Origin of the sequence: Silanimonas sp., assembly GCF_027531545.1 — a bacterium.
Lineage (GTDB): Bacteria > Pseudomonadota > Gammaproteobacteria > Xanthomonadales > Xanthomonadaceae > Silanimonas.
The window spans coordinates 59,793-80,484 of sequence record NZ_JAPZSC010000018.1 but is presented as its reverse complement, the minus strand read 5'-3'; the positions used below and the strand labels follow the sequence as shown (position 1 = coordinate 80,484).

Sequence of the window (20,692 nt, the reverse complement as noted above, 5' to 3'; positions counted from 1 at the left end):
ATGACGACGTGGGGAAACGACGCCGGGGAGCTCGGGGCTCGCCGCCGCCAAGCCAGCGAAGACACCGACCGAGGCGCCTGGAGCCGGCTATGGATCGGCCTCGGTGCCGCGCTCGTGATGCTGCTCGCCTACCCGTTCTACGAATACACCGTGCACGCCAAGCTGGCAGAACGGGATCTCCGCGAAGCCACGCGCCAGATGCAGGCTCAAATCCAAGCGGCGGGCGACGCCATGGCTCGTGACACGGCCGAACGCCAGCAACTGACGATCGAGCAACGCCTCGCGGCGGTGCGGGTGAAGGGCGTGAGTGACGCCGCTGGCGGGCCAGTCGTGATGGTGGAGCTGCAAGGGCTGACCGCCGCCCAAGCCGCCGTGCCCATCTGCGCCCAAGCGGCCGGTTGGCTGAAGCGTTCCGTGGGTGGTGAGGTGCTTCGTGTCCAGGCCGCGCGGGGCCAACGCCCGGCGCAGGACGCTGGCACCATCCGCTGCGGGTGACCCATGCTCGTCTATCACTCGAACAAGCGCGGCTTCCTCGATGTCTCCGACAACGGCTTCATCGAGGATGTCATCGCGTCCAACTTCCTGGCGAAGACCGGGCGCTACGCACCGGAGAGCGAGTTCCGCTCGTGGAAGGCCTCACTGGCCGAAGTCGCCAAAGTCCTTCGCGATCCGGACATCCCCGACACCTTGGGTGTCGGCATCGAATTCGGCATTCCGCAGACCTCGAAGCGCATCGACGTGATGTTGTCGGGGCTCGGAGACGATGATCGGTCACGCCTCATCATCGTCGAGCTGAAGCAATGGTCCAGTTCGACCGCCAGCAACAAGGATGGCGTCCTTCTTGCACAACGTGGCGGCTCGGGTTTGGAGCGTGAAGGGCTTCATCCCAGCTATCAGGCGTGGTCCTACGCCGAGCTGTTGAAGGGGTTCAATACGGTGGCCTACGAGGATGGGGTGGATCTTTCGCCCTGCGCCTACCTTCACAACCACCCTTCCGGCTTGGGGGTCAGTGATCCGAGATACGGGGAATACCTCGAACGAGCGCCGGTCTTCCTCAAGGGCGTCACCGAGTTGCAACGACTTCGCGACTTCATCAAGTCGCATATCCGCAAGGGTGATGACGCTGACCTGATCGTGCAGATCGAAGGCGGGAAAATCCGTCCGTCCAAGGCCCTGGCCGATGCGGTGGGTTCGATGATCAAGGGCCACCGCGAGTTCGTGCTCATCGACGAGCAGAAGATGGTCTACGAGGACATTCGCGCCATCGCGCGGATGGCCACGGATGAGCGGAAGCAAGTGGTGATCGTCCAAGGCGGGCCGGGAACCGGAAAGTCGGTGCTCGCCGTCCAACTGATGGCCGCACTCACGGGCGAAAGAAAGTTATGCAAATACGTGTCGAAAAACGCCGCGCCGCGCGCTGTCTACAAGGCGCGGATGAAGGGCACGGTGCGCCCCAGTGTTGTGGACAACCTGTTCTCCGGGTCGGGAAGCTTTCACCAGACGCCGCGAAATACCTTCCATGCCCTGATCGTTGATGAAGGCCACCGACTGAACGCGAAATCCGGCCTGTACCAGAACCTTGGCGAGAACCAGATCGCGGAGCTGATCCGGAGCGCGCGTTGCACTGTCTTCTTCGTTGACGATGACCAGATCGTGACGCTCGCCGACATCGGCCACTCAGCGGAAATCGAGCGTTGGGCAGTGCAGGAAGGGGCCGCCGTGACCCGGCTCGCATTGGCCTCGCAGTTCCGATGCAATGGCTCGGACGGCTATCTCGCGTGGTTGGACGACACGCTGGGTCTACGCGAAACGGCAAATCGCGGCCTCCGGCCCCAGGATTACGACTTCCGGGTTTTCGACTCCCCGACCGAACTGCACGACACCATCAAGGCCTTGAATGCCACGAACAATCGTTCGAGGCTCGTGGCGGGCTATTGCTGGGACTGGGTCAGCAAAAAGAAAGAAGATGCCTTCGACATCGTGATCGCCGAGCATGGATTCCGCCGGCGATGGAACCTCGGGTCGGACGGCAGCCTGTGGATCATGGCACCCACCTCAGTCGAAGAGGTCGGCTGCATCCACACATGCCAAGGCCTCGAGGTGGATACCGTTGGCGTGATCATTGGCCCTGATCTCGTCGCACGCGATGGTCGCCTGATCACCGTGCCGGAAGGCCGTTCGAAGCAGGACAAATCCATTCGTGGTTGGAAGGCGCTCAAGAAGGCCAAGCCCGAGGAGACAAGCGAGCGCCTCGACCGCATCATTCGCAATACCTATCGGACCCTGATGACTCGTGGAATGAAGGGGTGCTTCGTCTATTGCTCGGATCCGGAAACGGCGGCGTACTTCCGGGCCGCAATGGTCACGCCCCGGCCGGCACCCTAGAGTGGCGCGGAGCCAATCCAACGTTCGTGACGCCATGACCCACACCATCGAAGGTCCCTTCCACGTCCAGATGACGCCCGAGCCGCTGGCGCATGCGGATGCCCCGCCGCACCTTGGCCGCTTCCGGCTCGACAAGCGCTACGGAGGCTTGCTCGATGCGGTCGGCCGCGGCGAGATGCTCTCCGCGCGCACCTTCGTGGAAGGCTCGGCCGGCTACGTCGCCATCGAGCGCGTCGTCGGGATGCTGGACGGGCGGCTGGGCAGCTTCGTGCTCCAGCACAGCGGGGTGATGGAGCGCGGCATGAAGCGCCTGTTCCTCGAAGTGGTGCCGGATTCGGGCACCGGGCAGCTCGTTGGTCTTTCCGGGCGGATGGGCATCGACATCGCCGGTGGCGACCATTTCTACCGTTTCGATTACACCTTGCCGGAGGCTGAGTGATGCGCGTGCTCGTCGCTTCGCTGCTGCTGACGACCGCGGGCATTGCCGCGGATGCCGTCGCCGCCGACCCGGCGCGCGAATCCACCGTCGCCTCGCCCTCGCGCTTCGAGACCTTCACCGTCGCGCTGCCCACGCTGGGCGTCGAACGCACGCTGCGCGTCTACCTGCCGCGCGGCTATACGAACTGCGAGGGCTGCCGCTATCCCGTCGTCTATTTCATGGACGGGCAGAACGTCTTCGATGCGGCCACGAGCTACGTTGGCGAATGGGGTGCCGACGAAACCCTGGACGACCTGCTGGCGAAGCACGACCTCGCGGTGATCGCGGTCGGCGTCGACCACGGCGGCGAGGCGCGGATGCAGGAACTGAGCGTCTGGGAGAACCCCGAGTTCCGCCCGGCGAAGGGCGAGGCCTTCCTCGCCGATCTCGTCGGTGCGGTGAAGCCCGCCATCGATGCGCGCTACCGCACGCGCCCCGCGGCGGCCTCCACCACTATCGTCGGCAGCTCGATGGGCGGGTTGATGGCGCATGCCGCGGTGCTGCGGCGGCCTGATGTCTTCGGCGGCGCGATCATCTTCTCGCCGAGCTACTGGTTCTCGCCGGCCATCGCCGAGGAGACGGCGCGCACGCCGTTGAAGCCGGGGCAATACGCGTTGATCTACGCCGGGGGCAAGGATAGTGAATCGACGCTGCCCAAAGCCCGGGCGATGTTCGAGACCTTGAGCGTTCAATCGCCTTCCGCGCGGATGAACTTCCTCGAAGACCCGAACGGTGAACACAACGAGGGCGCGTGGCGCACTGCCCTGCCGACCGCCCTGTGCTGGCGCTTCGACCCGATCTGCGCGCCGCGCTGACCGGGCCTCCGGCGGGCTCGCCTACAATGCCCCCCGCTTCTTCCCCGGAATCCCCATGGCGCTCAAGGCCACCGTCCACCGCGCGACGCTGCAGGTCTCCGACCTCGATCGCCACTACTACGCCACGCACACGCTGACTTTGGCGCAGCACCCCTCCGAGACGGATGCGCGCCTGATGGTGCGCCTGCTCGCCTTCGGGCTGTTCGCGGAGGAACGACTGGAGTTCGGCCGCGGCATCAGCAGCGACGGCGAGCCCGACGTGTGGTTGCGCTCGCTCACCGGCGACATCGAGCACTGGATCGAACTCGGCCAGCCCGAGGAAGCCGACGTGCGCCGCGCCTGCGGGCGCTCGCGCCGCGTCACGGTGTTCGGCTACAGCGGCCGCGGTTTCGGCCTGTGGTGGGAAAAGAACGCTGCGGGCCTCGCGCGCTGCACCAACCTCGACGTCGTCGAACTGCCGGCCGGCACGGCCGAGGCGTTGGCGCCGCTGCTCGCCCGCGGCATGGACCTGCAGTGCCTCGTGCAGGACGGCGAGGTGCAGCTGATGGGCGAGGGCGGCTCGGTGAGCGTCACGCCCGTGTGGCACCAGCGTGCGGCCTGATCGCGTCGACGTCGTCGTGATCGGCGGCGGCGCGGCCGGGCTGATGACGGCCTTCACCGCGGGCCGTCGGGGGCGCCGCGTGCGCGTGATCGAGCACGCCAATCGCTGCGGCAAGAAGATCCTGATGTCCGGCGGTGGGCGCTGCAACTTCACCAATACCGGCACGACGCCGGCGAACTTCCTTTCCGCCAACCCGCACTTCTGCAAGTCCGCACTCGCCCGCTACACGCCGGCGCACTTCATCGCCATGGTCGAGCGCCACGGCATCGCTTACCACGAGAAAGAGCTGGGCCAGCTGTTCTGCGACGACAGCAGCAAGCAGATCGTGGCCATGCTGTTGGCCGAATGCGCCGAGGCCGGCGTCGATGTGCGCACCTCGTGCGCGGTCGAGTCCGTCGAGACGCTGGAGGCCACGACCGAAGGCGCGCCGCGCTTCCGCGTCACCACCTCGCAAGGCGTCGTCGATGCCGAATCGCTGGTCGTCGCCACCGGTGGCCTGTCGATCCCGAGCATGGGCGCCACCGGCTTCGGTTATGCGCTGGCCAAGCAGTTCGGCCACGAGGTCTTGCCCACGCGCGCCGGCCTCGTGCCGCTCACGCAAACCGGGAAGCCCGCGGAAGCCATGGCGGAGCTCGCCGGCGTCGCGTTGCCGGTGACGGCCCGGTGCGGAAAGACCGCCTTCAGCAACGCGATGCTGATCACCCATCGCGGGATCAGCGGCCCGTCCATCCTGCAGATCTCCAATTACTGGCAGCCCGGCGACACGCTGGAGCTCGACCTGTTGCCCGGCCAGGACGCGCTCGAAACCCTCGCCGCGCTCCGCACCTCGCGCCCCGACGCGCAGCTACGCACGGTGCTGAGCGAGCTGTTGCCGAAGCGCTTCGCCGAGCGCCTGTGCGAGACGGTGTTCGAGAGCAGGCCGATGAAGCAGATCGACCCGAAGCCGATGCAGCGCATCGCCGAGACGCTCGCCCGCTTCCCGCTGGTCTGCAGCGGCACCGAGGGCTACCGCACCGCTGAAGTGACGCTGGGCGGCGTCGACACGAAAGAGGTTTCGTCCAGCACGATGGAAAGCCGCCGCGTGCCCGGCCTGCATTTCGTCGGCGAGGTGCTCGACGTCACCGGCTGGCTCGGCGGCTACAACTTCCAATGGGCTTGGGCCTCAGGGCACGCGGCCGGACTACACGTTTGAATTGATTTCGTTCATGAACCCCTACCGCACCACCTTCCCGCACCCGCTCATCGACATCGGCGCCAATCTGACGCACGAGAGTTTCGGCCACGATTTCGACGCCGTGCTCGAGCGCGCGGCGGAGGCGAGCGTGCACCAGCTCGTCGTCACCGGCGCCTCGCGCGAGGGCTCGCGCCACGCGCTCGATCTCGCCCGCGCGCATCCGGGCCGGCTGTTTGCCACCGCCGGCGTGCACCCGCACCACGCCATTGAAGTTACCGACGAAGCCGTCGCCGAACTGCGCGAACTGCTCACACACCCGGAGGTGGTGGCGGTGGGCGAGACCGGCCTCGACTACTTCCGCGACTTCGCGCCACGACACGCGCAGCAGCGCGCCTTCGAACGCCAGCTGGAGCTCGCCGTCGAATGCGGCAAGCCGCTGTTCCTGCATCAGCGCGACGCGCACGACGACTTCCTCGCCATCCTCAAGCCCTTCCTGCCGCGCTGCGGCCCGGCGGTGGTGCACTGCTTCACCGGCGACGAGCGCGCGCTGATGGAATCGCTGGACGCCGGCTGCTACATCGGCATCACCGGTTGGCTCTGCGACGAGCGCCGCGGCCAGCACCTCCGCGAGCTGGTGAAGCGCATCCCGGCCGACCGCCTGATGGTCGAGACCGACTGCCCCTACCTGCTGCCGCGCACGCTGAAGCCCACGCCGAAGGACCGTCGCAACGAGCCGGCCTTCCTGCCGCACATCGTCCACGAGCTCGCGAAGGACCGCGGCGAGGACGTGGCGGTGACCGCGGCGAGCACCACGGCGACCGCGCGGGCCTTCTTCCGGCTACCGGAGGCCTGAGGCCGCCGGCGGGGTCGCCTCTCCCGGGAGATTGGTCGAGGTTTGGCGAATTATCCAAAATGCGTAATTTGCCAAACATCGGCCTAGACTATGGGCCATGGACCCCATCGCCAACCCCTACGCGCCCGGTGCCGGGGCACCGCCCCCGGAACTCGCCGGCCGCGACGCGCTCATCGAGCAGGTGCGGATCGCCACTGCGCGCATCCGCGCCGGCCGTCAGGCCAAGAGCGTGCTGCTGGTCGGCCTGCGCGGCGTCGGCAAGACCGTGCTGCTCGACCGCATGCGGCAGGACGCCGAGGCCGCCGGGATGGAGACCATCCGCATCGAGGCGCCGGAAGGCCGCTCGCTGCCGGCCATGCTGGCGCCGCAGCTGCGCCTCGCCCTGCTGCGCCTCTCGCGACGCGACAAGGCCAAGGACCTCGCCAGCCGCGGCCTCCGCGCGCTGGCTGGCTTCGCGAAATCGCTGAAGCTGAAGTACGCCGACCTCGAAGTGGGCATCGACCTCGATCCCGAGCCCGGCCTGGCCGACAACGGCGACCTCGAGAGCGACCTGCTGGCCCTGCTGGAGGCCGCCGCGCGCGCCGCGCAGGCCGATGGCACGGCCCTCGTGCTCTTCATCGACGAGCTGCAGTACGTGCCGGAGGAACAGCTGGCGTCGTTGGTGACGGCGTTGCACCGCTGCGCGCAGCAGCAGGTGCCGGTGGTGCTGGTCGGCGCCGGCCTGCCGTCGCTGCCCGGCCAGATGGGCCGCGCGAAGTCCTATGCCGAGCGCCTGTTTGCCTTCCCCTTCATCGGCCCGCTCGACGCCACCGCCGCGCGCGATGCCATCGAAGTGCCGGCCGCCGCGCTGGGCGTGCGCTTCGAGCCCGCCGCCACCGAGGCCATCCTCCACGCCACCGAGGGCTACCCGTACTTCCTGCAGGAGTGGGGCAAGCACGCCTGGGACGTGGCGAAGGGCTCGCCGATCACGGTCGCCGATGTCGAACGCGCCGCGCGCGAGGCGGTGGCCGCCCTCGACGAGAGTTTCTTCCGCGTGCGCTTCGATCGCCTGACCTTGGCCGAGAAGCGCTACCTGCGCGCGATGGCGGCGCTCGGGCCGGGCCCGCATCGCTCCGGCGACATCGCCGACACCCTCGGTCGCAAGGTCACTGCGATGGGGCCCATCCGTGCGCAGTTGATCGACAAAGGCATGGTGTGGAGCCCAAACCACGGCGATACCGCGTTCACCGTGCCGATGTTCGACGCCTACCTGCGGCGCATCCTGCCCGGCGAGGACTGGCGCGAGGGCTGAACCTCAGCGGCTGCCGGGCGGCGCATCCGCCCAGCGCGTGCAGTGACGGCCGGAGTGCTTCGCGAGGTACAGCGCTTCGTCGGCGCGCTTCAGCAACTGCGCGAGGTCGTTCCGGTGGCGTTGGCCCCCGAGCATCGCCACGCCGATGCTCACCGTCAGCGCCTGGGCAGCGTCCGGCAGCCGCACGGCCGCCATCTTGGCGTGCACGGTTTCCGCCACGCGCGCGGCGGCCTCGGGGTTCGCGTCGGGAAGCCACAACGCGAACTCTTCGCCGCCGAGGCGCACGACGGTGTCGCTGCGCCGCAGGCAGGTGCGGAGGACGCCTGCCATGGCCACCAGCACGGTGTCGCCGACGTCATGGCCCCAGCGGTCGTTGATGGCCTTGAAGTGGTCGGCATCGACCATGAGCAGCGCGCTGTCGGTCGACGGCGTGCCGTCCTGTGGGGCGGCCGGCCGGGCCAGGAACGCGGCATCGAGCACGCGCCGGTTGCCGAGGCCCGTGAGTGGGTCGGTGCGGGCGAGCTGGTCAAGCTCGTCATTGCGCGTGCGGATGGCCTCGGACTGCGCCTCGAGGCGCCGATTGGCCTCGGCCAGCTCACTGGCGAGGCCCTGCGCGGACTGACGCGCGGCCACCAGCTCGGCTTCGAAGCGGGCGCGCTCCCGCGCCGGGAAGAACAGCCAGAGCAAGCGCGCGCCGTCGTCGAGGCGACGTGCGCTGACGAGGCAGGGCCATGGGGTGCCGCCCGGCGACTGCAACAGCACATGGCATTCATCGAAACGCCCCTCGCGACGCAGCAGCGGCGAGAGGTGGGTCTCGAGGAAGATGGCCGAGGCGCGGCCGAACACGGTGCCGATGTAGTCGAGCGCGCCGGCATCGATGCCCAGCTCTTCGACGACGTCGCCGGTCACCACCTGCAGGCTCCCGCTCGCATCGGTGACGATCAACAGCGCCGGAAGGCGCGGCAGCAGCTCGGCCATCGATGGGCGCTCAGGGCCCAAGCCGCCTCCGCAGCGCGTCGATGACCAATGCCGGGTGGCTCATGTGGGCGCAATGGCCGGCGACGTCGAGGACCTCCAGCGTGGCCTGCGGGAGGTGCGCCTTCAGCCAGCGTCCGACGTCCAGAGGGGCGAGCGCGTCATGGCGGTGCTGCAGCAGCAGCGCAGGCGTGCGGACGCGCTCGACATCGGCGCGGTTGTCCGAGAAGAACGTGGCCGCGGCGAACTGGCGCGCCACATTGGGGTCGGTCGAGCAGAAGCTTTCGGAAAGCCGCCCCGAAACCTCGGCCCCGCCGCCCTCGCCGGCCACCACCGGGGCCAGGGTTTGCGCCCAGCCCAGGTAGTTCTGGTCCATCAGCGTGAGCAGGCCTTCGAGGTCGGCGCGCTGGAAGCCGCCGATGTAGTCGGGCGGATGGTCGATGAAGCAGGGGTTTGGGCCGAGCAGCACGAGGTCGCGGAAGAGGGCCGGTTCGCGTGCGGCGGCGAGCATGCCGATGCTGCAGCTCACCGAGTGCGCGACGAGGGTGAGGCCTTCGGGCGGTGCGACGCTGCGCGCGATCGCGAGTAGGTCGTCCGCGTAGCCTTCGAGCGAGGCGTGGCGCTTTGGATCGTACGCGGCGCGATCGGAGCGGCCTGATCCGGCGTAGTCGAACGAGACCTGGCGATGGGTCGCGGCGAACGCCGGCAGGATCGCGTCCCACATGGCTTGGCTGCAGCCGAAGCCGTGCGCGTAGAGCAGGGTGGGGCCGGTTCCCTCCACCCGCACGCGGTGGCGCCGGTGGAGATCGAGCGTGGCCGCTTCGTCCATCACGTACTCCCGCGCCCAAAGTGGGTCGCGTGGAGCATAGCGCCCGCCCGATTCGGGCGGGGGTTCCTCAGCTGCGCAGGCCGACGCCGCGCTGCAGCAACCAGAGGCCGAGCCAGGTCAGCGCCACCACGGCGCCCAGCATCACGGCATACGCGCTCCACAGCGGCACGTCGGTGGCACCGGTGCCCAGCAGGCCATAGCGGAAGGCGTTGACCATGTAGAAGATCGGGTTGGCGTGCGTGGCCGCTTCGGCCCAGTCCGGCAGCAGCTTCACCGAATAGAACACGCCGCCGAGATAGGTGAGCGGCGTGAGGATGAAGGTGGGGATGATCGCGATGTCATCGAACTTCTTCGCGTACACGGCATTGACGAAGCCGGCGAGCGAGAAGATCACCGCGCCGAGCAGCACGGTGCTCACCGTCACCGCCCAATCGTGCACGCGCACCTTGGTGAACAGCATCGCCACCGCCAGCACGATGGCGCCGACCATGAAGCCGCGCAGCACGGCACCGCCCACATAGCCGCCGAGGATCACCCAGTTCGGCAGCGGGGCCACCAGCAGCTCCTCGATGTGGCGGCCGAACTTCGCGCCGAAGAAGCTCGAGCTGATGTTGCCGTAGGCGTTCTGGATCACCGACATCATCACCAGGCCCGGCACGATGAAGTCCATGTAGCTGAAGCCGCCCATGTCGCCGATCTTGCTGCCGATCAGCTTGCCGAAGATCAGGAAGTACAGCGTCATCGTGATCGCCGGCGGCACCAGGGTTTGGCCCCAGATGCGGACGATGCGCGTGATCTCGCGGCGGATGATGGTGCGGAACGCCGTCCAGTTCGGGTTGGCGGTGGCGGCGCTCATGCGGCGTCCTTGTTGGTGAGGCGGACGAAGAGCTCCTCGAGGCGGTTCACCTCGTTGCGCATCGAGCGCACGGTGATGCCGGCCTGCTGGAAGGCGGCGAAGACACGGTTGAGGTCCATCTCGCGCGGCATCTCGAGCTTCAGCGTCTGGGGGTTCTCGGCGTGCAGCTTGACGCCCTCGATGGCCGGCAGCGTGGCCGGCAGCGCGCCTTCGATGTCGAACACGAAGCCTTCGACGTCGAGCTTGGCCAGCAGGTCGCGCATCGGGCCCTGCTCGACGATGCGGCCCTTGTCGATGATCGCGAGGTTGCGGCAGAGGTTCTCCGCCTCCTCGAGGTAATGCGTGGTGAGGATGATCGTGGTGCCCTGCGCGTTGATCTCGCGCAGCAGCTTCCACATGCCGCGTCGGATCTCGATATCCACGCCGGCGGTGGGCTCGTCGAGGATCAGCAGCCGCGGGTTCGTCATCATCGCGCGGGCGATCATCAGCCGGCGCTTCATGCCGCCGGAGAGCGTGCGGCTCATCACCTGCGCCTTCTCCCACAGCTGCGCGAGCTTCAGCTGCTCCTCGGCGCGGCGCTCGGCTTCGGCGCGCGGCACGCCGTAGAAGCCGGCGTAGTTCACGAGGATGTCGAAGGGCTTTTCGAACATGTTGAAGTTGATCTCCTGCGGCACGAGGCCGAGGAGCCGCATCGCGTCTTCGCGGTGGGCGAAGCGGTCGACGCCGAAGATCGACACCGTGCCCGCGCTGGCGTTCACCAGCGAGCTGACGATGCCGATCAGCGTGCTCTTGCCGGCGCCGTTGGGCCCCAGCAGGGCGAAGAAATCGCCGGGCTGCACGCTGAGCGAAACGCCTTTCAGGGCTTCCGTCTTGTTGTCGTAGGTCTTGCGGAGGTCGGTGACGCAGAGCGCGGGGACGGCGGCCATGGGCCTTCAGGCGGCGGGCGGGAGTGCAGGGCGTGAAGTATAGGTGCCCCGGCTTCCGCGCCGGGCAGCTGGCGCGTAGCTGCGCCGGAATGCGGCGTTCAGCGCGACGGAACGGCGGCTGCAGTCCCGGTGGAGCGAGGAGGGAGCCGTTGCGGACCCCTCCCCCAAGCTCGTTGCTCGACGGGGCAACCGGCGGTAAGCAACCCTTTCACTTCCTTGTCGATGATCCAGCCCGGGTCTTTCGTGGCCGGGTTACCGTCCTTGTCGCTCACATAGCGGAGCGTGTACGTCGCCTTGTATCTGCTGATGGGGTCGCACGTGCTGTAGACAAAGGTGTCCCCGGGTGACGCGAAACGGTCGAGCGGAATGTCCGGGAAATCAGGCGGATCGACGACACCCTTCGTTGACGCTTCAGCGGCCGCAATGCAGATCGTTCGACGAGAAATAGCGTACGCCGTGCCGACCGTTGCCGACGATCGGCGAAGAAACGAAGTGCGACTAGAGTTTGAAAGCCCCGGTGTTTGGAGAACGATACGTCCGACCGCTTCGTGCGTGCGGGCGGCCTCTGCACCACGCAACGATCGGCGGGATTCGATCAACACACTTTGCCCAACGCACTGGGCAGCAGCCGGCGGAATCATCTCGGGGGTTGCGGCTTCGGGCGCGGCAGCAACCGCGAGCGCAAGCGTGAGTCCAAGCATGGACATGGGGGAACGTCCTCTGTCATTGAGTTGGGGGGTGCACCGCAAGGCGCGATTCAATCCTAGACGAGTCCGTGGGGGGGGGGGGCAAGCGTTTGGGGCTCGTCACTGGGTCGTCGTCGCCTCTGTCTTGAGTAGCGCGCGCTTGCGCTCCAGCCCCCAGCGGTAGCCGCCGAGCGCCCCGTCGCCTCGAAGCACGCGATGGCAGGGCACCAGCACGGCCACCCGGTTCGCGCCGCAGGCCGTGCCGACCGCGCGGGTGGCCTTCGGCGCGCCGATGGCCTGGGCCACGTCGGCATAGGAGCGCGTCTCGCCCAGCGGGATGCCTTGCAGGAAGCGCCACACCCGCATCTGGAAGGACGTGCCCTGGAGGTCGAGCGGCAGGTCGGGCATGGGGACCGAACGGGAGAGGTGCGCGTCGAGGGCCTCGATCCATGCGTCGAGCTGCGCACTGCCCGCGCTCTCGACCCGCGCGGCCTTCGGGAATTCGCGTGCGAGTTCGGCCCGCAGCCCATCGGCATCATCACCGAACTGCGCGAAGCACACGCCGCGCGCGGTGGCGGCCATCGCCAGCCACCCGAGTCGCGTCTCGCGCACCGCCCAATGGATGAGCTCACCCGCGGCGCCGTCGCGGTAGGCGGAGAGCGTCATGCCGAGATCGCGCGGGGCCTCGCCGTACACCCGGCTGGTCGAACCGAAGCCGGCCTCAAGGATGGCGTCGGTAACCCGGCTGCCGGCCTTCAAGGCCGACTTCAGCCGACCCAAGCGCGCGGCGTCCTGCAGTGCCTTCGGCGAGAGCCCAATGACTGCCGTGAAGCGGCGCTGGAAGGCCGAGGGCGAGAGTCCGAATGGGGCCGCGAGATCGGCCAGTGGCCACGGTTCGTCGGCGCGGGTCGCGATGGTTCGAGCCACTGCGATCAGGGCGTCGTCGTCGCAGGCGCGGAGGGTGGCGGAGTGCTCGGGCATGGCGGCATTCTGGCCGCCCCGGGCTGGGCCCGCACTCCGTTTCTTGCCGCCATGTCGGATCGCGTCCTCGGCCTCATCGGCGGCATCAGCTGGGAGAGCACCGCCCACTACTACCGCGCCCTCAACGAGGGCGTGCGCGTGGCGCGCGGTGCGCCGCATGCCGCCGAGCTGCGCCTGCATTCCTTCGATTTCGCGACGATCAGCGCGCTGCAGCATGCGGGGCGCTGGGACGAGCTGGCGGTCTTGATGGCCGACGCGGCGCGCGGCCTCGCGGCGGCGGGCGCGGGCGCGGTGATGATCTGCGCCAACACCATGCACAAGCTGGTCGAGGCCGTCGAAACGGGCGGCGGTTTGCCCGTCCTGCATATCGCCACGCCGACGGCCGCGGCGGCGCGCGCGGCGGGCTGCCGTCGCCTGCTGTTCCTGGGCACGGCCTTCGCGATGGAACAGCCGTTCCTGCTCGATCGCCTGCGCGCCGAGGGGCTCGAGGTGTTCGTGCCCGACGCCGCCGACCGCGCCGAGGTGCATCGAGTCATCTTCGAAGAACTGGTCGCCGGGCGCGTGCTGGAAACCTCGCGCGACGCCCTGCGCGGCGTGATCGCGCGCGGCGTCGCGGCCGGCGCCGAGGGCGTCATCCTCGGCTGCACCGAGCTGATGATGATCGTGCGCGATGAGGACAGCGCGGTGCCGCTGCTCGACACCATGGCGCTCCACGCCGCAGCCGGCGTGGCGTGGTTGCTGGGTGAGGCCTGAGCGCAGCGTGCTTCAGGCCGCCTGCGCGGCCTTCGGCGTCTCCGCCACCACGCGCTCGGCCCACACCAACTTCGCGCCGCTCGCCAGCCAGCGCTCGAAGTGCGGGCCGTACGTGGCATCGATGCCGGCGCGCTTCACCTTCATCGTCGGGGTGATCAGGCCGTTGTCGACGGTCCATTCCTCGCCGACGACGATCAGCGCGTCGAGGTGCAGGTAGCTGTCGAGCGTCGCGTTCACGGCGTCGAGATGCTTCGCCAGCATGGCCTCGATCTCGGCCTTGCCCGCCGCCGTCGCGGCCTTGGCGCGCGCCGCGTCGCCGAGCATCACCAGGCCCACGGGCTGCGGCAGGCTGGCGCCGGCCACGCAACAGGCTTCGAACAGCGGCAGTGCGGAAAGCTTCTCTTCGATCGGGCCGGGTTCGACGTACTTCGCCTTGCTGGTCTTGAAGGCGTCCTTGACGCGTCCGGTGATCTTCAGCGCGCCGTCGGCGGCGATGGCGCCCTTGTCGCCGGTCTTCAGGAAGCCGTCGTCGGTGAACGCGGCGGTCGTCGCGGCCTCATCGCGGTAGTAGCCCTGCATGTTCCAGGCGCAGCGCACCTGCACTTCCTGCGTGCTCGGGTCGAGTCGAACCTCGGCGCCGGGGTAGGGCGGGCCGACGGTGCCGATCTGCTGGTGGCCCTTCACGTTGGTGTGGGTGACGCCGCAGTTCTCGGTCATGCCATAGGCCTCGAGGATCTCGAGGCCGAGGCGCTTGTACCACTCGAGCATCGCCGGCGGCATGGGCGCGGCGCCACCACCGGCGCAAATGCACTGGTCGAGGCCGAGGCCCTTCAGCACCCTGCGCTTCACCAGCCAGCCGATGACGGGCAGCTTCAGCAGGCGATCCAGCTTCGCCGCCGGCACCTTGGCCAGCACGCCCTGCTGGAACTTCAGGTACAGCCGCGGCACCGAGGCGAAGCGGGTGGGGCGCGCGCGCTGCAGGTCGGCGATGAAGGTGTCGAGCGACTCGGCGAAGTACACCTCGTAGCCGGTGGCGAGCAGCGTGTGTTCGAGGAACGTGCGCTCGACGATGTGCGACAGCGGGAGATAGGAGAGCAGGCGATCGCCGGGGTGGAAGGGCACGCGCGCCAACACGGCGGCGGTGGCGGCGGCGAAGTTGCCGAAGGCGTGCATCACGCCCTTCGCCATGCCGGTGGTGCCCGAGGTGTAGATGATCGTGGCGAGCTCGTCCGCCGCGCGCGTTGGCGTGCCGGCCAGCGGGCCTTGGGCGGCGCAAGCGGCGTCCCAGCCGCTGAAGCGCCGCTTCGCGCCTTCGGGCGCCAGCGGGAACGCGATGCAGGGCAGCTCGTCGGGAATACCGGGTTCAATCGACGCCCAATCGTCGAGCTTGCCGACGAACAGCAGCGAGGCGCCGCTGTGGGCGAGCAGTTCGCGCACCGAGGTGCCGGTGAGCGTGGGATACAGCGGCACCGACACGTGGCCGGCCATCCAGATCGCCCAGTCGGCCATCAGCCAGTGCGCGCAGTTCTTCGAGATGAGCGCGATGCGCGAGCCGGGCGGCAGGCCCAGCGACTGCAGGTGCGCGGCCATGCGCCGGGTCTCGATGAGTGCCTCGCCCCAGGTCCAGTGGCGCACGTCGCCGGGCCCATAGGGCTGCACGAAGACGCGCTTGCCGGGCGAATGCCGCTCCCAGTGGTAGAGGCGCTGCAGGGCGAGGGTGTCGGCGTGCGGAGCGGCGGTCGGGGTCATGGCGGGTCGGCGCGGGCAGGTCGCCCCAGCCTTGGCCGAGCCGCGTGCACGCCGCGTGGTGGCGCCGCCACGCCCCGCGCACGCCGGCGCGGGCCATAATCCCGTGTCTTCCGGAGCCGTCCCTTGATTCCCCAATTCCCCATGAAGCTGGTGGCCAAGCGCATGCTGGCCCCCGCTGTCGCCCACCTGAGCTTCCAGCGTGCCGACGGGCAGGCGCTCGACTACATCCCCGGGCAGTTCATCCAGATCCACCTCATCGGGCGGGACGGCGAGCCGACCAAGCGCAGCTACTCGCTGGCCACCATCCACGACCATGCGATGGGTCCGGGCGAGGCGGTGGATATCGCGGCGTCCTTCGTGCCGGGCGGCACGGCCACGGCGCTGTTCGAGGGCCTGAAGGACGGCGACGAAGTGATGGCGAGCGGCCCGTTCGGGCGCTTCTGCCTGCTGCCTAACGACGCCAACCGCCGCTACCTGCTCATTGCCACCGGCACCGGCGTCACGCCCTACCGCTCGATGCTGCCGCTGCTGGAGAAGGCCATCCTCGAGCGCGGCGTGCACGTGTTGGTGCTGTTCGGCGCCCGCAGCGAGGCCGAGCTGATCTACGCCGACGACTTCCGCGCCATGGCCGCGAAGCACCGCTCGTATCTCCGCTTCGTGCCCTGCTATTCCCGCGAGTTCAACGAGGCCGCCGGCCCCGACGCGCGCCGCGGCTACGTGACCGAGCAGATCGCCGCGCTCGAACCGCAGGCCGACGGCGACATCGCCTACCTCTGTGGCAACCCGAACATGGTCGATGCCGCCTTCGAGGCGCTGAAGGCCGCGGGCCTGCCGGTGCCGCAGATCCGCCGCGAGAAGTACGTCAGCGGGAAGTAAGCCCGTCCGGGTTGGCGGCACGAGGCGGGGTGTAAAGGACGCTTGACATCGGGATCGCGGCGGGTGGAGGATGGTGTCAAGCGTCCTTGACACCCCCGGAGCCGGACCATGCTCGCCACCACGCCCGTCCGCGATGACGAGTGCCTGACCCCGCCCATCCGGCGCTACCTGCGCTGGCTGCTGGTCGCGCTGGCCGCGATGGTGACCGGCATCGGCTTCATGGTGGCAGGCTTCCTCGCCAGTGCCGGCGTGTTCGCCCTGAAGGGCGACCTCGTGGCCATCCTCGTGCTCCCCACGCTGTTCGGCACCTACGGCCTCGCCAAGGCGGTGGTGCTACGGAGCTACGCCGGATGAACCCCTTCATCGACATGGTGCGCTTCACGCCGAACGAGAAGCGCTACTACCGCAACAGCATCGCGCCAACCCTGGCATTCCTGGCCGTCATGCTGGGCAGCGCGTTGCTCGTTCGCGAATACCGCGACGAGTGGCCCTTCGCCGTGCTCGCGTCGCTTGCGCTGCTGCCGGTGCTGCCGATGGTATGGATCATCAAGGTCTACATCGACTACTTCCGCGATTGCGACGAGTGGGAGAAGTTGATCGAGGTCTACGGCATCGCCATCGGCGTGCTGCTCGTCGGCATGGCTTACTTCGCGCTCGGTTTGCTGGGCCTGTTCAAGCTCGTGGTGCTCGACGGCACCTTGATTGCCTACGGCATGCTGCCGGCGGTGATGCTCGTTTACACGCTCGGCAAGGTCGTCGGCCGCTGGCGGCACGGATGATGCGCAACGTCATTCGCGAACGTCGCGAGGCACTCGGCTGGTCGCAAGCCGAACTGGCCGAGCAGTTGGCCGTGTCCCGGCAAACCGTCAATGCGATCGAGACCGGCAAGTACGACCCCAGCCTGCCGCTGGCCTTCAAGCTTGCGCGCCTGTTCGGCGAACCCATCGAAACCCTCTTTGACGACGCCGCCGCCTGAGCCCGCCCCGCTCCTTCCCCTCCCTTTCCCTCCCCCACCCGCCACGACGGAGTCATCGATGTACCGTCTCTCTGTCCTTCCGCTGGCCTTGGCCACGGCCCTCCCACTGCTCGGCGCCGGCGGCCTCGCGGCGCGCCCGCTCGGCACGCTGCAATTCGAACCCTGCACCCTCGCCGGCAGCGGCGCGGCTGGCCCGGTCGAAGCCCAGTGCACCACGCTGTCCGTACCCGAGAACCGTGCCGAACCCGATGGCCGGAAGATCGAGCTCGCGATCGCCTGGGTGCCCACCGAAAGCGAAGCCGAGCCCGACCCGATCTTCATGCTCGCGGGCGGCCCGGGGCAGGGCGCGCGCGATTCCTTCCCCTCGGTCGCGCCCGGCTTCCGCGACGTGATGCGCACGCGCAACGTCATCCTCGTCGACCAGCGCGGCACCGGCGGCTCGAACCCGCTGGCCTGTCGCGATGCCGAGGGCAACAACGCCTTCAGCGACCCTTCCGACGAGAGCCCCGACGCCGCGGCGCGCTTCGCCGAAGCCTGCCTCGCCGAACTCTCGAAGACCTCGGACGTGCGCCACTACACGACGACCGACGCCGTCGCCGATCTCGACGCCGTGCGCCAGGCCATCGGCGCCGAGCGCATCAACCTCTACGGCGGCAGCTACGGCACCCGCGTGGCGCAGCAGTACGCCAAGACCTTCCCGCAGCACACGCGGGCGGTGGTGATCGACAGTGTCGCGCCGATGAGCCTCGTGCTCGGTAGCGAGCATGCGAAGAACCTCGACGCCACGCTCGACGCGCAGTTCGCGCGCTGCGCCGCCGATGCCGCCTGCGCGAAGGCCGTGCCGGATGCCCGCGCCGCGCTGGCCACGGTGCGCGACGCGCTGTCGCAGCCGGGCCTCGCGCCGGTGGCCTACCGCGACCCGACCACCGGCGAGCGTCGCGAGGAGGTGCCCACCCTCGGCCACCTCACCATCGCGCTGCGGCTCTACAGCTATTCGCCGCTCACCGCGACCCTGCTGCCGGTGGTGCTGAAGCAGGCCGCTGACGGCGACTACGCGCCGCTGATGGCGCAGTCGCGCTTCCTGATGGGCAACATCGGCGAGTCGATCATGCACGGCATGCAGCTCTCGGTGATCTGCACCGAGGACGCCGACGAGATGCAGCCCGATCCGGCCGACGCCGAGACCGTGATGGGTGCGGAGTTCGTCGCCTTCACCAAAGCCCAGTGCGCGGTGTGGCCGCGCGGCCAGCGCCCGGCCGACTTCCGCGCGCCGCTCACTGGCGATCTGCCCGTCTTGGCCATCAGCGGCGAGTTCGATCCGGTGACGCCGCCGCGCTATGGCGACGCCGCCATCGCCGAACTGCCGAACGCGCGCCACCTCGTGCTGAAAGGCCAGGGCCACACGCCGATCAATGAAGGCTGCATGCCCAAGCTGTTCGCGCAATTCATCGAGACCGCCGATGCGAAGGGGCTCGATGCCGCCTGCCTCGACCGCCTCGCCCCGCTTCCCCCCGGCACCGGCCTGCACGGCTGGGAGCCCTGAGGACACTGCCATGATCGAACTCACCGACCTGCACAAGCAGTTCAAGACCAAGACCGGGCTGGTCAGCGCCGTTTCGGGCGTTGGCTTCACCGCCCGCGACGGCGCCATCACCGGCCTGCTCGGCCCCAACGGCGCCGGCAAGACCACCACGCTGCGCATGCTCTACACGCTGATGAAGCCCGACAAAGGCAGCGTGCGCGTGGATGGCCGCGACGCCTACGTCGAGGCCGAAGCCGTGCGCCGCTCGCTCGGCGTGCTGCCGGACGCGCGTGGCGTCTACAAGCGCCTCACCGCGCGCGAGAACATCACCTACTTCGGCCGCCTGCACGGCATGGACGAGGCGGCGATCCGCAAGAACACCGACCGCCTCGTCGAAGCCCTGCAGATGGGCGACTTCATCGACCGCCGTACCGAGGGCTTCTCGCAGGGCCAGCGCACCAAGACCGCCATTGCGCGCGCCCTGGTGCACGACCCGAAGAACGTCATCCTCGACGAGCCCACCAACGGCCTCGACGTGATGACGACGCGCGGCCTGCGCGAGTTCCTGCTGAAGCTGAAAGGCGAGGGCCGCTGCGTGATCCTCTCCAGTCACATCATGCAGGAGGTGGGCGCGCTGTGTGACCACATCGTGGTCATCGCCAAGGGCCGTGTCACCGCGCAGGGCTCGCCCGACGAGCTGCGCGCGCAGACCGGCGAATCCAATCTCGAAGACGCCTTCGTCCAGGCCATCGGCTCCGAGGAGGGCCTGCAGGCATGAAGACCCTGATCACGGTGATGCTCAAGGAGCTCGCCGAAATCTTCCGCGACCGCAAGATCATCATCAACGGCTTGCTGCTCTCGCCGCTGCTGTTCCCGATCCTGATCCTCGGCATGGGCGCCCTCGCCGAGAACCGCGCCAAGACCCAGCTCGAGTCCGAACTGAAGCTGCCGATCATCGGTGCCGACATCGCGCCGAACCTCGTCGCCTTCCTCGCCACGCAGAACATCGCCGCGGAAGCGGCGCCGGAGAACCCGGATGCGTTGATCCTCTCGCAGGAGAAGGACGTGATCCTGCGCATCGCCGACGACTTCGCCACCGATTGGCGGGCCAGCCGCGCGGCGACCGTGGAGATCCTGCACGACAGTTCGCGCCAGGATTCCAGCATCCCGGTGCGTCGCGTCGAGCGTGCATTGCAGGCGTATGGGCGGCAGGCCGGCGCCATCCGCTTGATCGCGCGTGGCGTGGATCCGTCGCTCGGCACCGCGGTCAGCGTCACCTACCGCGACCTCGCCACGCCGGAAGCCAAGCGCGGCATGATCCTGGCCTTCCTGCCCTACCTGCTGATCCTCTCGGCTTTCCTCGGCGGCGCCTATCTCGTGATGGACGCCACGGCGGGCGAACGCGAGCGGCAGTCGCTGGAGCCCTTGCTGGCCACGCCGGCGGGCCGAGGCGCGATCATGAGCGGCAAGATCGCCGCCGCCTGCGCCTTCGGCATGATCGGCCTGCTGCTGACGCTGCTGTCCTTCAAGCTCAGCTTCGGCTTCGTCGACAGCGGCCCGTTCAAGGGCGTCGATGTCTCGATGGTGGCGGTGGCCAAGCTGCTGTTGGTGCTGCTGCCGATGGTGCTGATCGGCACCACGCTGCTGACGCTGATCTCGGCTTCGGTGAAGACGCTGAAGGAAGCGCAGAGCTACATGGCCTTCCTGATGCTGCTGCCGATCCTGCCGACGATCATCCTGCTGGTGAACCCGGTGAAGAACGCGCTGTGGATGTTCGCCACGCCCTTCCTCGCGCAGAACCAGCTGATCCTGATGGTGCTGCGCCAGGAAACGATCACCGGCCTGCAGTGGGCGACCTACCTGGGCGCGGGTTTCGGCCTCGGCGCGCTGCTTTGGTTGATCGCGGCCCGGCTTTACCACCGCGAGCAGCTGGCGATCTCGGCCTGATCGCGGGGCCGAACGCCCC

Annotated in this window: 23 protein-coding genes; 16 read left to right on the top strand and 7 right to left on the bottom strand. The window is 68.6% G+C overall.

Annotation, left to right across the window (positions count from 1 at the left end):
• The 8 genes from O9280_RS11585 (at position 1) to O9280_RS11550 (ending at position 7,597) form a co-directional block, all read left to right on the top strand.
• Positions 1–495 carry a hypothetical protein gene (locus O9280_RS11585; RefSeq protein ID WP_298342707.1) on the top strand — a complete coding sequence of 165 codons (495 nt, stop codon included), beginning with the start codon at positions 1–3 and terminating at the stop codon, positions 493–495.
• A 3-nt stretch (positions 496–498) separates the two neighbouring features.
• The gene (locus tag O9280_RS11580; protein WP_298342704.1) at positions 499–2,385 is read left to right on the top strand and encodes a DUF2075 domain-containing protein; all 1,887 of its coding nucleotides are present in this window, start codon (positions 499–501) and stop codon (positions 2,383–2,385) included.
• A gap of 34 nt (positions 2,386–2,419) precedes the next feature.
• The gene (locus O9280_RS11575; RefSeq protein ID WP_298342699.1) at positions 2,420–2,824 is read left to right on the top strand and encodes a DUF3224 domain-containing protein; all 405 of its coding nucleotides are present in this window, start codon (positions 2,420–2,422) and stop codon (positions 2,822–2,824) included.
• A complete protein-coding gene (locus tag O9280_RS11570; RefSeq protein WP_298342696.1) occupies positions 2,824–3,678 on the top strand; it encodes an alpha/beta hydrolase-fold protein in 855 nt (284 codons plus the stop codon). Before O9280_RS11575 ends, O9280_RS11570 begins: the two co-directional genes overlap by 1 nt.
• 55 nt (positions 3,679–3,733) lie before the next feature.
• Positions 3,734–4,279, top strand: coding sequence for a YaeQ family protein (locus O9280_RS11565; protein WP_298342693.1), 546 nt, complete (start codon positions 3,734–3,736; stop codon positions 4,277–4,279).
• Positions 4,269–5,471 carry an NAD(P)/FAD-dependent oxidoreductase gene (locus tag O9280_RS11560; protein WP_298342691.1) on the top strand — a complete coding sequence of 401 codons (1,203 nt, stop codon included), beginning with the start codon at positions 4,269–4,271 and terminating at the stop codon, positions 5,469–5,471. Before O9280_RS11565 ends, O9280_RS11560 begins: the two co-directional genes overlap by 11 nt.
• A 13-nt stretch (positions 5,472–5,484) precedes the next feature.
• The gene (locus tag O9280_RS11555) at positions 5,485–6,306 is read left to right on the top strand and encodes a TatD family hydrolase (RefSeq protein WP_298342687.1); all 822 of its coding nucleotides are present in this window, start codon (positions 5,485–5,487) and stop codon (positions 6,304–6,306) included.
• Between the two features lie 97 nt (positions 6,307–6,403).
• Positions 6,404–7,597 carry an ATP-binding protein gene (locus tag O9280_RS11550; RefSeq protein WP_298342684.1) on the top strand — a complete coding sequence of 398 codons (1,194 nt, stop codon included), beginning with the start codon at positions 6,404–6,406 and terminating at the stop codon, positions 7,595–7,597.
• A 3-nt stretch (positions 7,598–7,600) separates the two neighbouring features.
• On the opposite strand, the gene O9280_RS11545 is transcribed toward O9280_RS11550, so the two are convergent.
• The 6 genes from O9280_RS11545 to O9280_RS11520 form a co-directional block, all read right to left on the bottom strand.
• Positions 7,601–8,575, bottom strand: coding sequence for a GGDEF domain-containing protein (locus O9280_RS11545; protein ID WP_298342681.1), 975 nt, complete (start codon positions 8,573–8,575; stop codon positions 7,601–7,603).
• Between the two features lie 10 nt (positions 8,576–8,585).
• On the bottom strand, positions 8,586–9,401 hold the full coding sequence (locus O9280_RS11540) for an alpha/beta hydrolase (RefSeq protein WP_298342678.1): 816 nt from the start codon (positions 9,399–9,401) through the stop codon (positions 8,586–8,588).
• Positions 9,402–9,468: 67 nt separating this feature from the next.
• Positions 9,469–10,257, bottom strand: a complete 789-nt coding sequence (locus tag O9280_RS11535; RefSeq protein WP_298342675.1) for an ABC transporter permease — start codon at positions 10,255–10,257, stop codon at positions 9,469–9,471.
• Positions 10,254–11,183: an ABC transporter ATP-binding protein gene (locus tag O9280_RS11530; protein WP_298342672.1), complete on the bottom strand. Its 930-nt coding sequence runs from the start codon at positions 11,181–11,183 to the stop codon at positions 10,254–10,256. Before O9280_RS11530 ends, O9280_RS11535 begins: the two co-directional genes overlap by 4 nt.
• Before the next feature lie 98 nt (positions 11,184–11,281).
• Positions 11,282–11,890 (bottom strand): hypothetical protein, encoded by a 609-nt coding sequence (locus O9280_RS11525; RefSeq protein ID WP_298342670.1) that lies wholly within the window; start codon positions 11,888–11,890, stop codon positions 11,282–11,284.
• 99 nt (positions 11,891–11,989) lie between these two features.
• Positions 11,990–12,850, bottom strand: a complete 861-nt coding sequence (locus tag O9280_RS11520) for a methylated-DNA--[protein]-cysteine S-methyltransferase (RefSeq protein ID WP_298342667.1) — start codon at positions 12,848–12,850, stop codon at positions 11,990–11,992.
• Positions 12,851–12,901: 51 nt separating this feature from the next.
• Between O9280_RS11520 and O9280_RS11515 the strand changes: the two genes are divergently transcribed.
• Positions 12,902–13,603: an amino acid racemase gene (locus O9280_RS11515; RefSeq protein WP_298342664.1), complete on the top strand. Its 702-nt coding sequence runs from the start codon at positions 12,902–12,904 to the stop codon at positions 13,601–13,603.
• A 12-nt stretch (positions 13,604–13,615) separates the two neighbouring features.
• Here the strand turns inward: O9280_RS11515 and O9280_RS11510 are convergent, their stop codons facing one another.
• Positions 13,616–15,352, bottom strand: a complete 1,737-nt coding sequence (locus tag O9280_RS11510; RefSeq protein WP_298342660.1) for an AMP-binding protein — start codon at positions 15,350–15,352, stop codon at positions 13,616–13,618.
• Between the two features lie 141 nt (positions 15,353–15,493).
• Between O9280_RS11510 and O9280_RS11505 the strand changes: the two genes are divergently transcribed.
• The 7 genes from O9280_RS11505 (at position 15,494) to O9280_RS11475 (ending at position 20,673) form a co-directional block, all read left to right on the top strand.
• Positions 15,494–16,228 carry an FAD-binding oxidoreductase gene (locus O9280_RS11505; RefSeq protein WP_298343339.1) on the top strand — a complete coding sequence of 245 codons (735 nt, stop codon included), beginning with the start codon at positions 15,494–15,496 and terminating at the stop codon, positions 16,226–16,228.
• A gap of 108 nt (positions 16,229–16,336) precedes the next feature.
• On the top strand, positions 16,337–16,582 hold the full coding sequence (locus O9280_RS11500) for a hypothetical protein (RefSeq protein ID WP_298342657.1): 246 nt from the start codon (positions 16,337–16,339) through the stop codon (positions 16,580–16,582).
• Complete coding sequence (locus O9280_RS11495) at positions 16,579–17,007, top strand: hypothetical protein (protein ID WP_298342654.1); 429 nt, start codon at positions 16,579–16,581, stop codon at positions 17,005–17,007. Before O9280_RS11500 ends, O9280_RS11495 begins: the two co-directional genes overlap by 4 nt.
• Positions 17,007–17,204, top strand: coding sequence for a helix-turn-helix transcriptional regulator (locus O9280_RS11490; protein ID WP_298343336.1), 198 nt, complete (start codon positions 17,007–17,009; stop codon positions 17,202–17,204). The genes O9280_RS11495 and O9280_RS11490 overlap by 1 nt, the downstream gene beginning before the upstream one ends.
• Before the next feature lie 58 nt (positions 17,205–17,262).
• Positions 17,263–18,747, top strand: a complete 1,485-nt coding sequence (locus O9280_RS11485; protein WP_298342651.1) for an alpha/beta hydrolase — start codon at positions 17,263–17,265, stop codon at positions 18,745–18,747.
• A 10-nt stretch (positions 18,748–18,757) separates the two neighbouring features.
• The gene (locus O9280_RS11480) at positions 18,758–19,504 is read left to right on the top strand and encodes an ATP-binding cassette domain-containing protein (RefSeq protein ID WP_298342648.1); all 747 of its coding nucleotides are present in this window, start codon (positions 18,758–18,760) and stop codon (positions 19,502–19,504) included.
• Positions 19,501–20,673 carry an ABC transporter permease gene (locus O9280_RS11475; protein WP_298342645.1) on the top strand — a complete coding sequence of 391 codons (1,173 nt, stop codon included), beginning with the start codon at positions 19,501–19,503 and terminating at the stop codon, positions 20,671–20,673. The genes O9280_RS11480 and O9280_RS11475 overlap by 4 nt, the downstream gene beginning before the upstream one ends.
• Positions 20,674–20,692 lie beyond the last annotated feature (19 nt).

What these genes read in the sequence shown, in the direction of transcription:
- O9280_RS11585 (WP_298342707.1), top strand. Translation starts at nt 1, where the DNA reads ATGACGACGTGGGGAAACGACGCCGGGGAGCTCGGGGCTCGCCGCCGC.
- O9280_RS11580 (WP_298342704.1), top strand. Translation starts at nt 499, where the DNA reads ATGCTCGTCTATCACTCGAACAAGCGCGGCTTCCTCGATGTCTCCGAC.
- O9280_RS11575 (WP_298342699.1), top strand. Translation starts at nt 2,420, where the DNA reads ATGACCCACACCATCGAAGGTCCCTTCCACGTCCAGATGACGCCCGAG.
- O9280_RS11570 (WP_298342696.1), top strand. Translation starts at nt 2,824, where the DNA reads ATGCGCGTGCTCGTCGCTTCGCTGCTGCTGACGACCGCGGGCATTGCC.
- O9280_RS11565 (WP_298342693.1), top strand. Translation starts at nt 3,734, where the DNA reads ATGGCGCTCAAGGCCACCGTCCACCGCGCGACGCTGCAGGTCTCCGAC.
- O9280_RS11555 (WP_298342687.1), top strand. Translation starts at nt 5,485, where the DNA reads ATGAACCCCTACCGCACCACCTTCCCGCACCCGCTCATCGACATCGGC.
- O9280_RS11550 (WP_298342684.1), top strand. Translation starts at nt 6,404, where the DNA reads ATGGACCCCATCGCCAACCCCTACGCGCCCGGTGCCGGGGCACCGCCC.
- O9280_RS11545 (WP_298342681.1), bottom strand. Translation starts at nt 8,575, where the DNA reads ATGGCCGAGCTGCTGCCGCGCCTTCCGGCGCTGTTGATCGTCACCGAT.
- O9280_RS11540 (WP_298342678.1), bottom strand. Translation starts at nt 9,401, where the DNA reads ATGGACGAAGCGGCCACGCTCGATCTCCACCGGCGCCACCGCGTGCGG.
- O9280_RS11535 (WP_298342675.1), bottom strand. Translation starts at nt 10,257, where the DNA reads ATGAGCGCCGCCACCGCCAACCCGAACTGGACGGCGTTCCGCACCATC.
- O9280_RS11530 (WP_298342672.1), bottom strand. Translation starts at nt 11,183, where the DNA reads ATGGCCGCCGTCCCCGCGCTCTGCGTCACCGACCTCCGCAAGACCTAC.
- O9280_RS11525 (WP_298342670.1), bottom strand. Translation starts at nt 11,890, where the DNA reads ATGTCCATGCTTGGACTCACGCTTGCGCTCGCGGTTGCTGCCGCGCCC.
- O9280_RS11520 (WP_298342667.1), bottom strand. Translation starts at nt 12,850, where the DNA reads ATGCCCGAGCACTCCGCCACCCTCCGCGCCTGCGACGACGACGCCCTG.
- O9280_RS11515 (WP_298342664.1), top strand. Translation starts at nt 12,902, where the DNA reads ATGTCGGATCGCGTCCTCGGCCTCATCGGCGGCATCAGCTGGGAGAGC.
- O9280_RS11510 (WP_298342660.1), bottom strand. Translation starts at nt 15,352, where the DNA reads ATGACCCCGACCGCCGCTCCGCACGCCGACACCCTCGCCCTGCAGCGC.
- O9280_RS11505 (WP_298343339.1), top strand. Translation starts at nt 15,494, where the DNA reads ATGAAGCTGGTGGCCAAGCGCATGCTGGCCCCCGCTGTCGCCCACCTG.
- O9280_RS11500 (WP_298342657.1), top strand. Translation starts at nt 16,337, where the DNA reads ATGCTCGCCACCACGCCCGTCCGCGATGACGAGTGCCTGACCCCGCCC.
- O9280_RS11495 (WP_298342654.1), top strand. Translation starts at nt 16,579, where the DNA reads ATGAACCCCTTCATCGACATGGTGCGCTTCACGCCGAACGAGAAGCGC.
- O9280_RS11490 (WP_298343336.1), top strand. Translation starts at nt 17,007, where the DNA reads ATGCGCAACGTCATTCGCGAACGTCGCGAGGCACTCGGCTGGTCGCAA.
- O9280_RS11485 (WP_298342651.1), top strand. Translation starts at nt 17,263, where the DNA reads ATGTACCGTCTCTCTGTCCTTCCGCTGGCCTTGGCCACGGCCCTCCCA.
- O9280_RS11480 (WP_298342648.1), top strand. Translation starts at nt 18,758, where the DNA reads ATGATCGAACTCACCGACCTGCACAAGCAGTTCAAGACCAAGACCGGG.
- O9280_RS11475 (WP_298342645.1), top strand. Translation starts at nt 19,501, where the DNA reads ATGAAGACCCTGATCACGGTGATGCTCAAGGAGCTCGCCGAAATCTTC.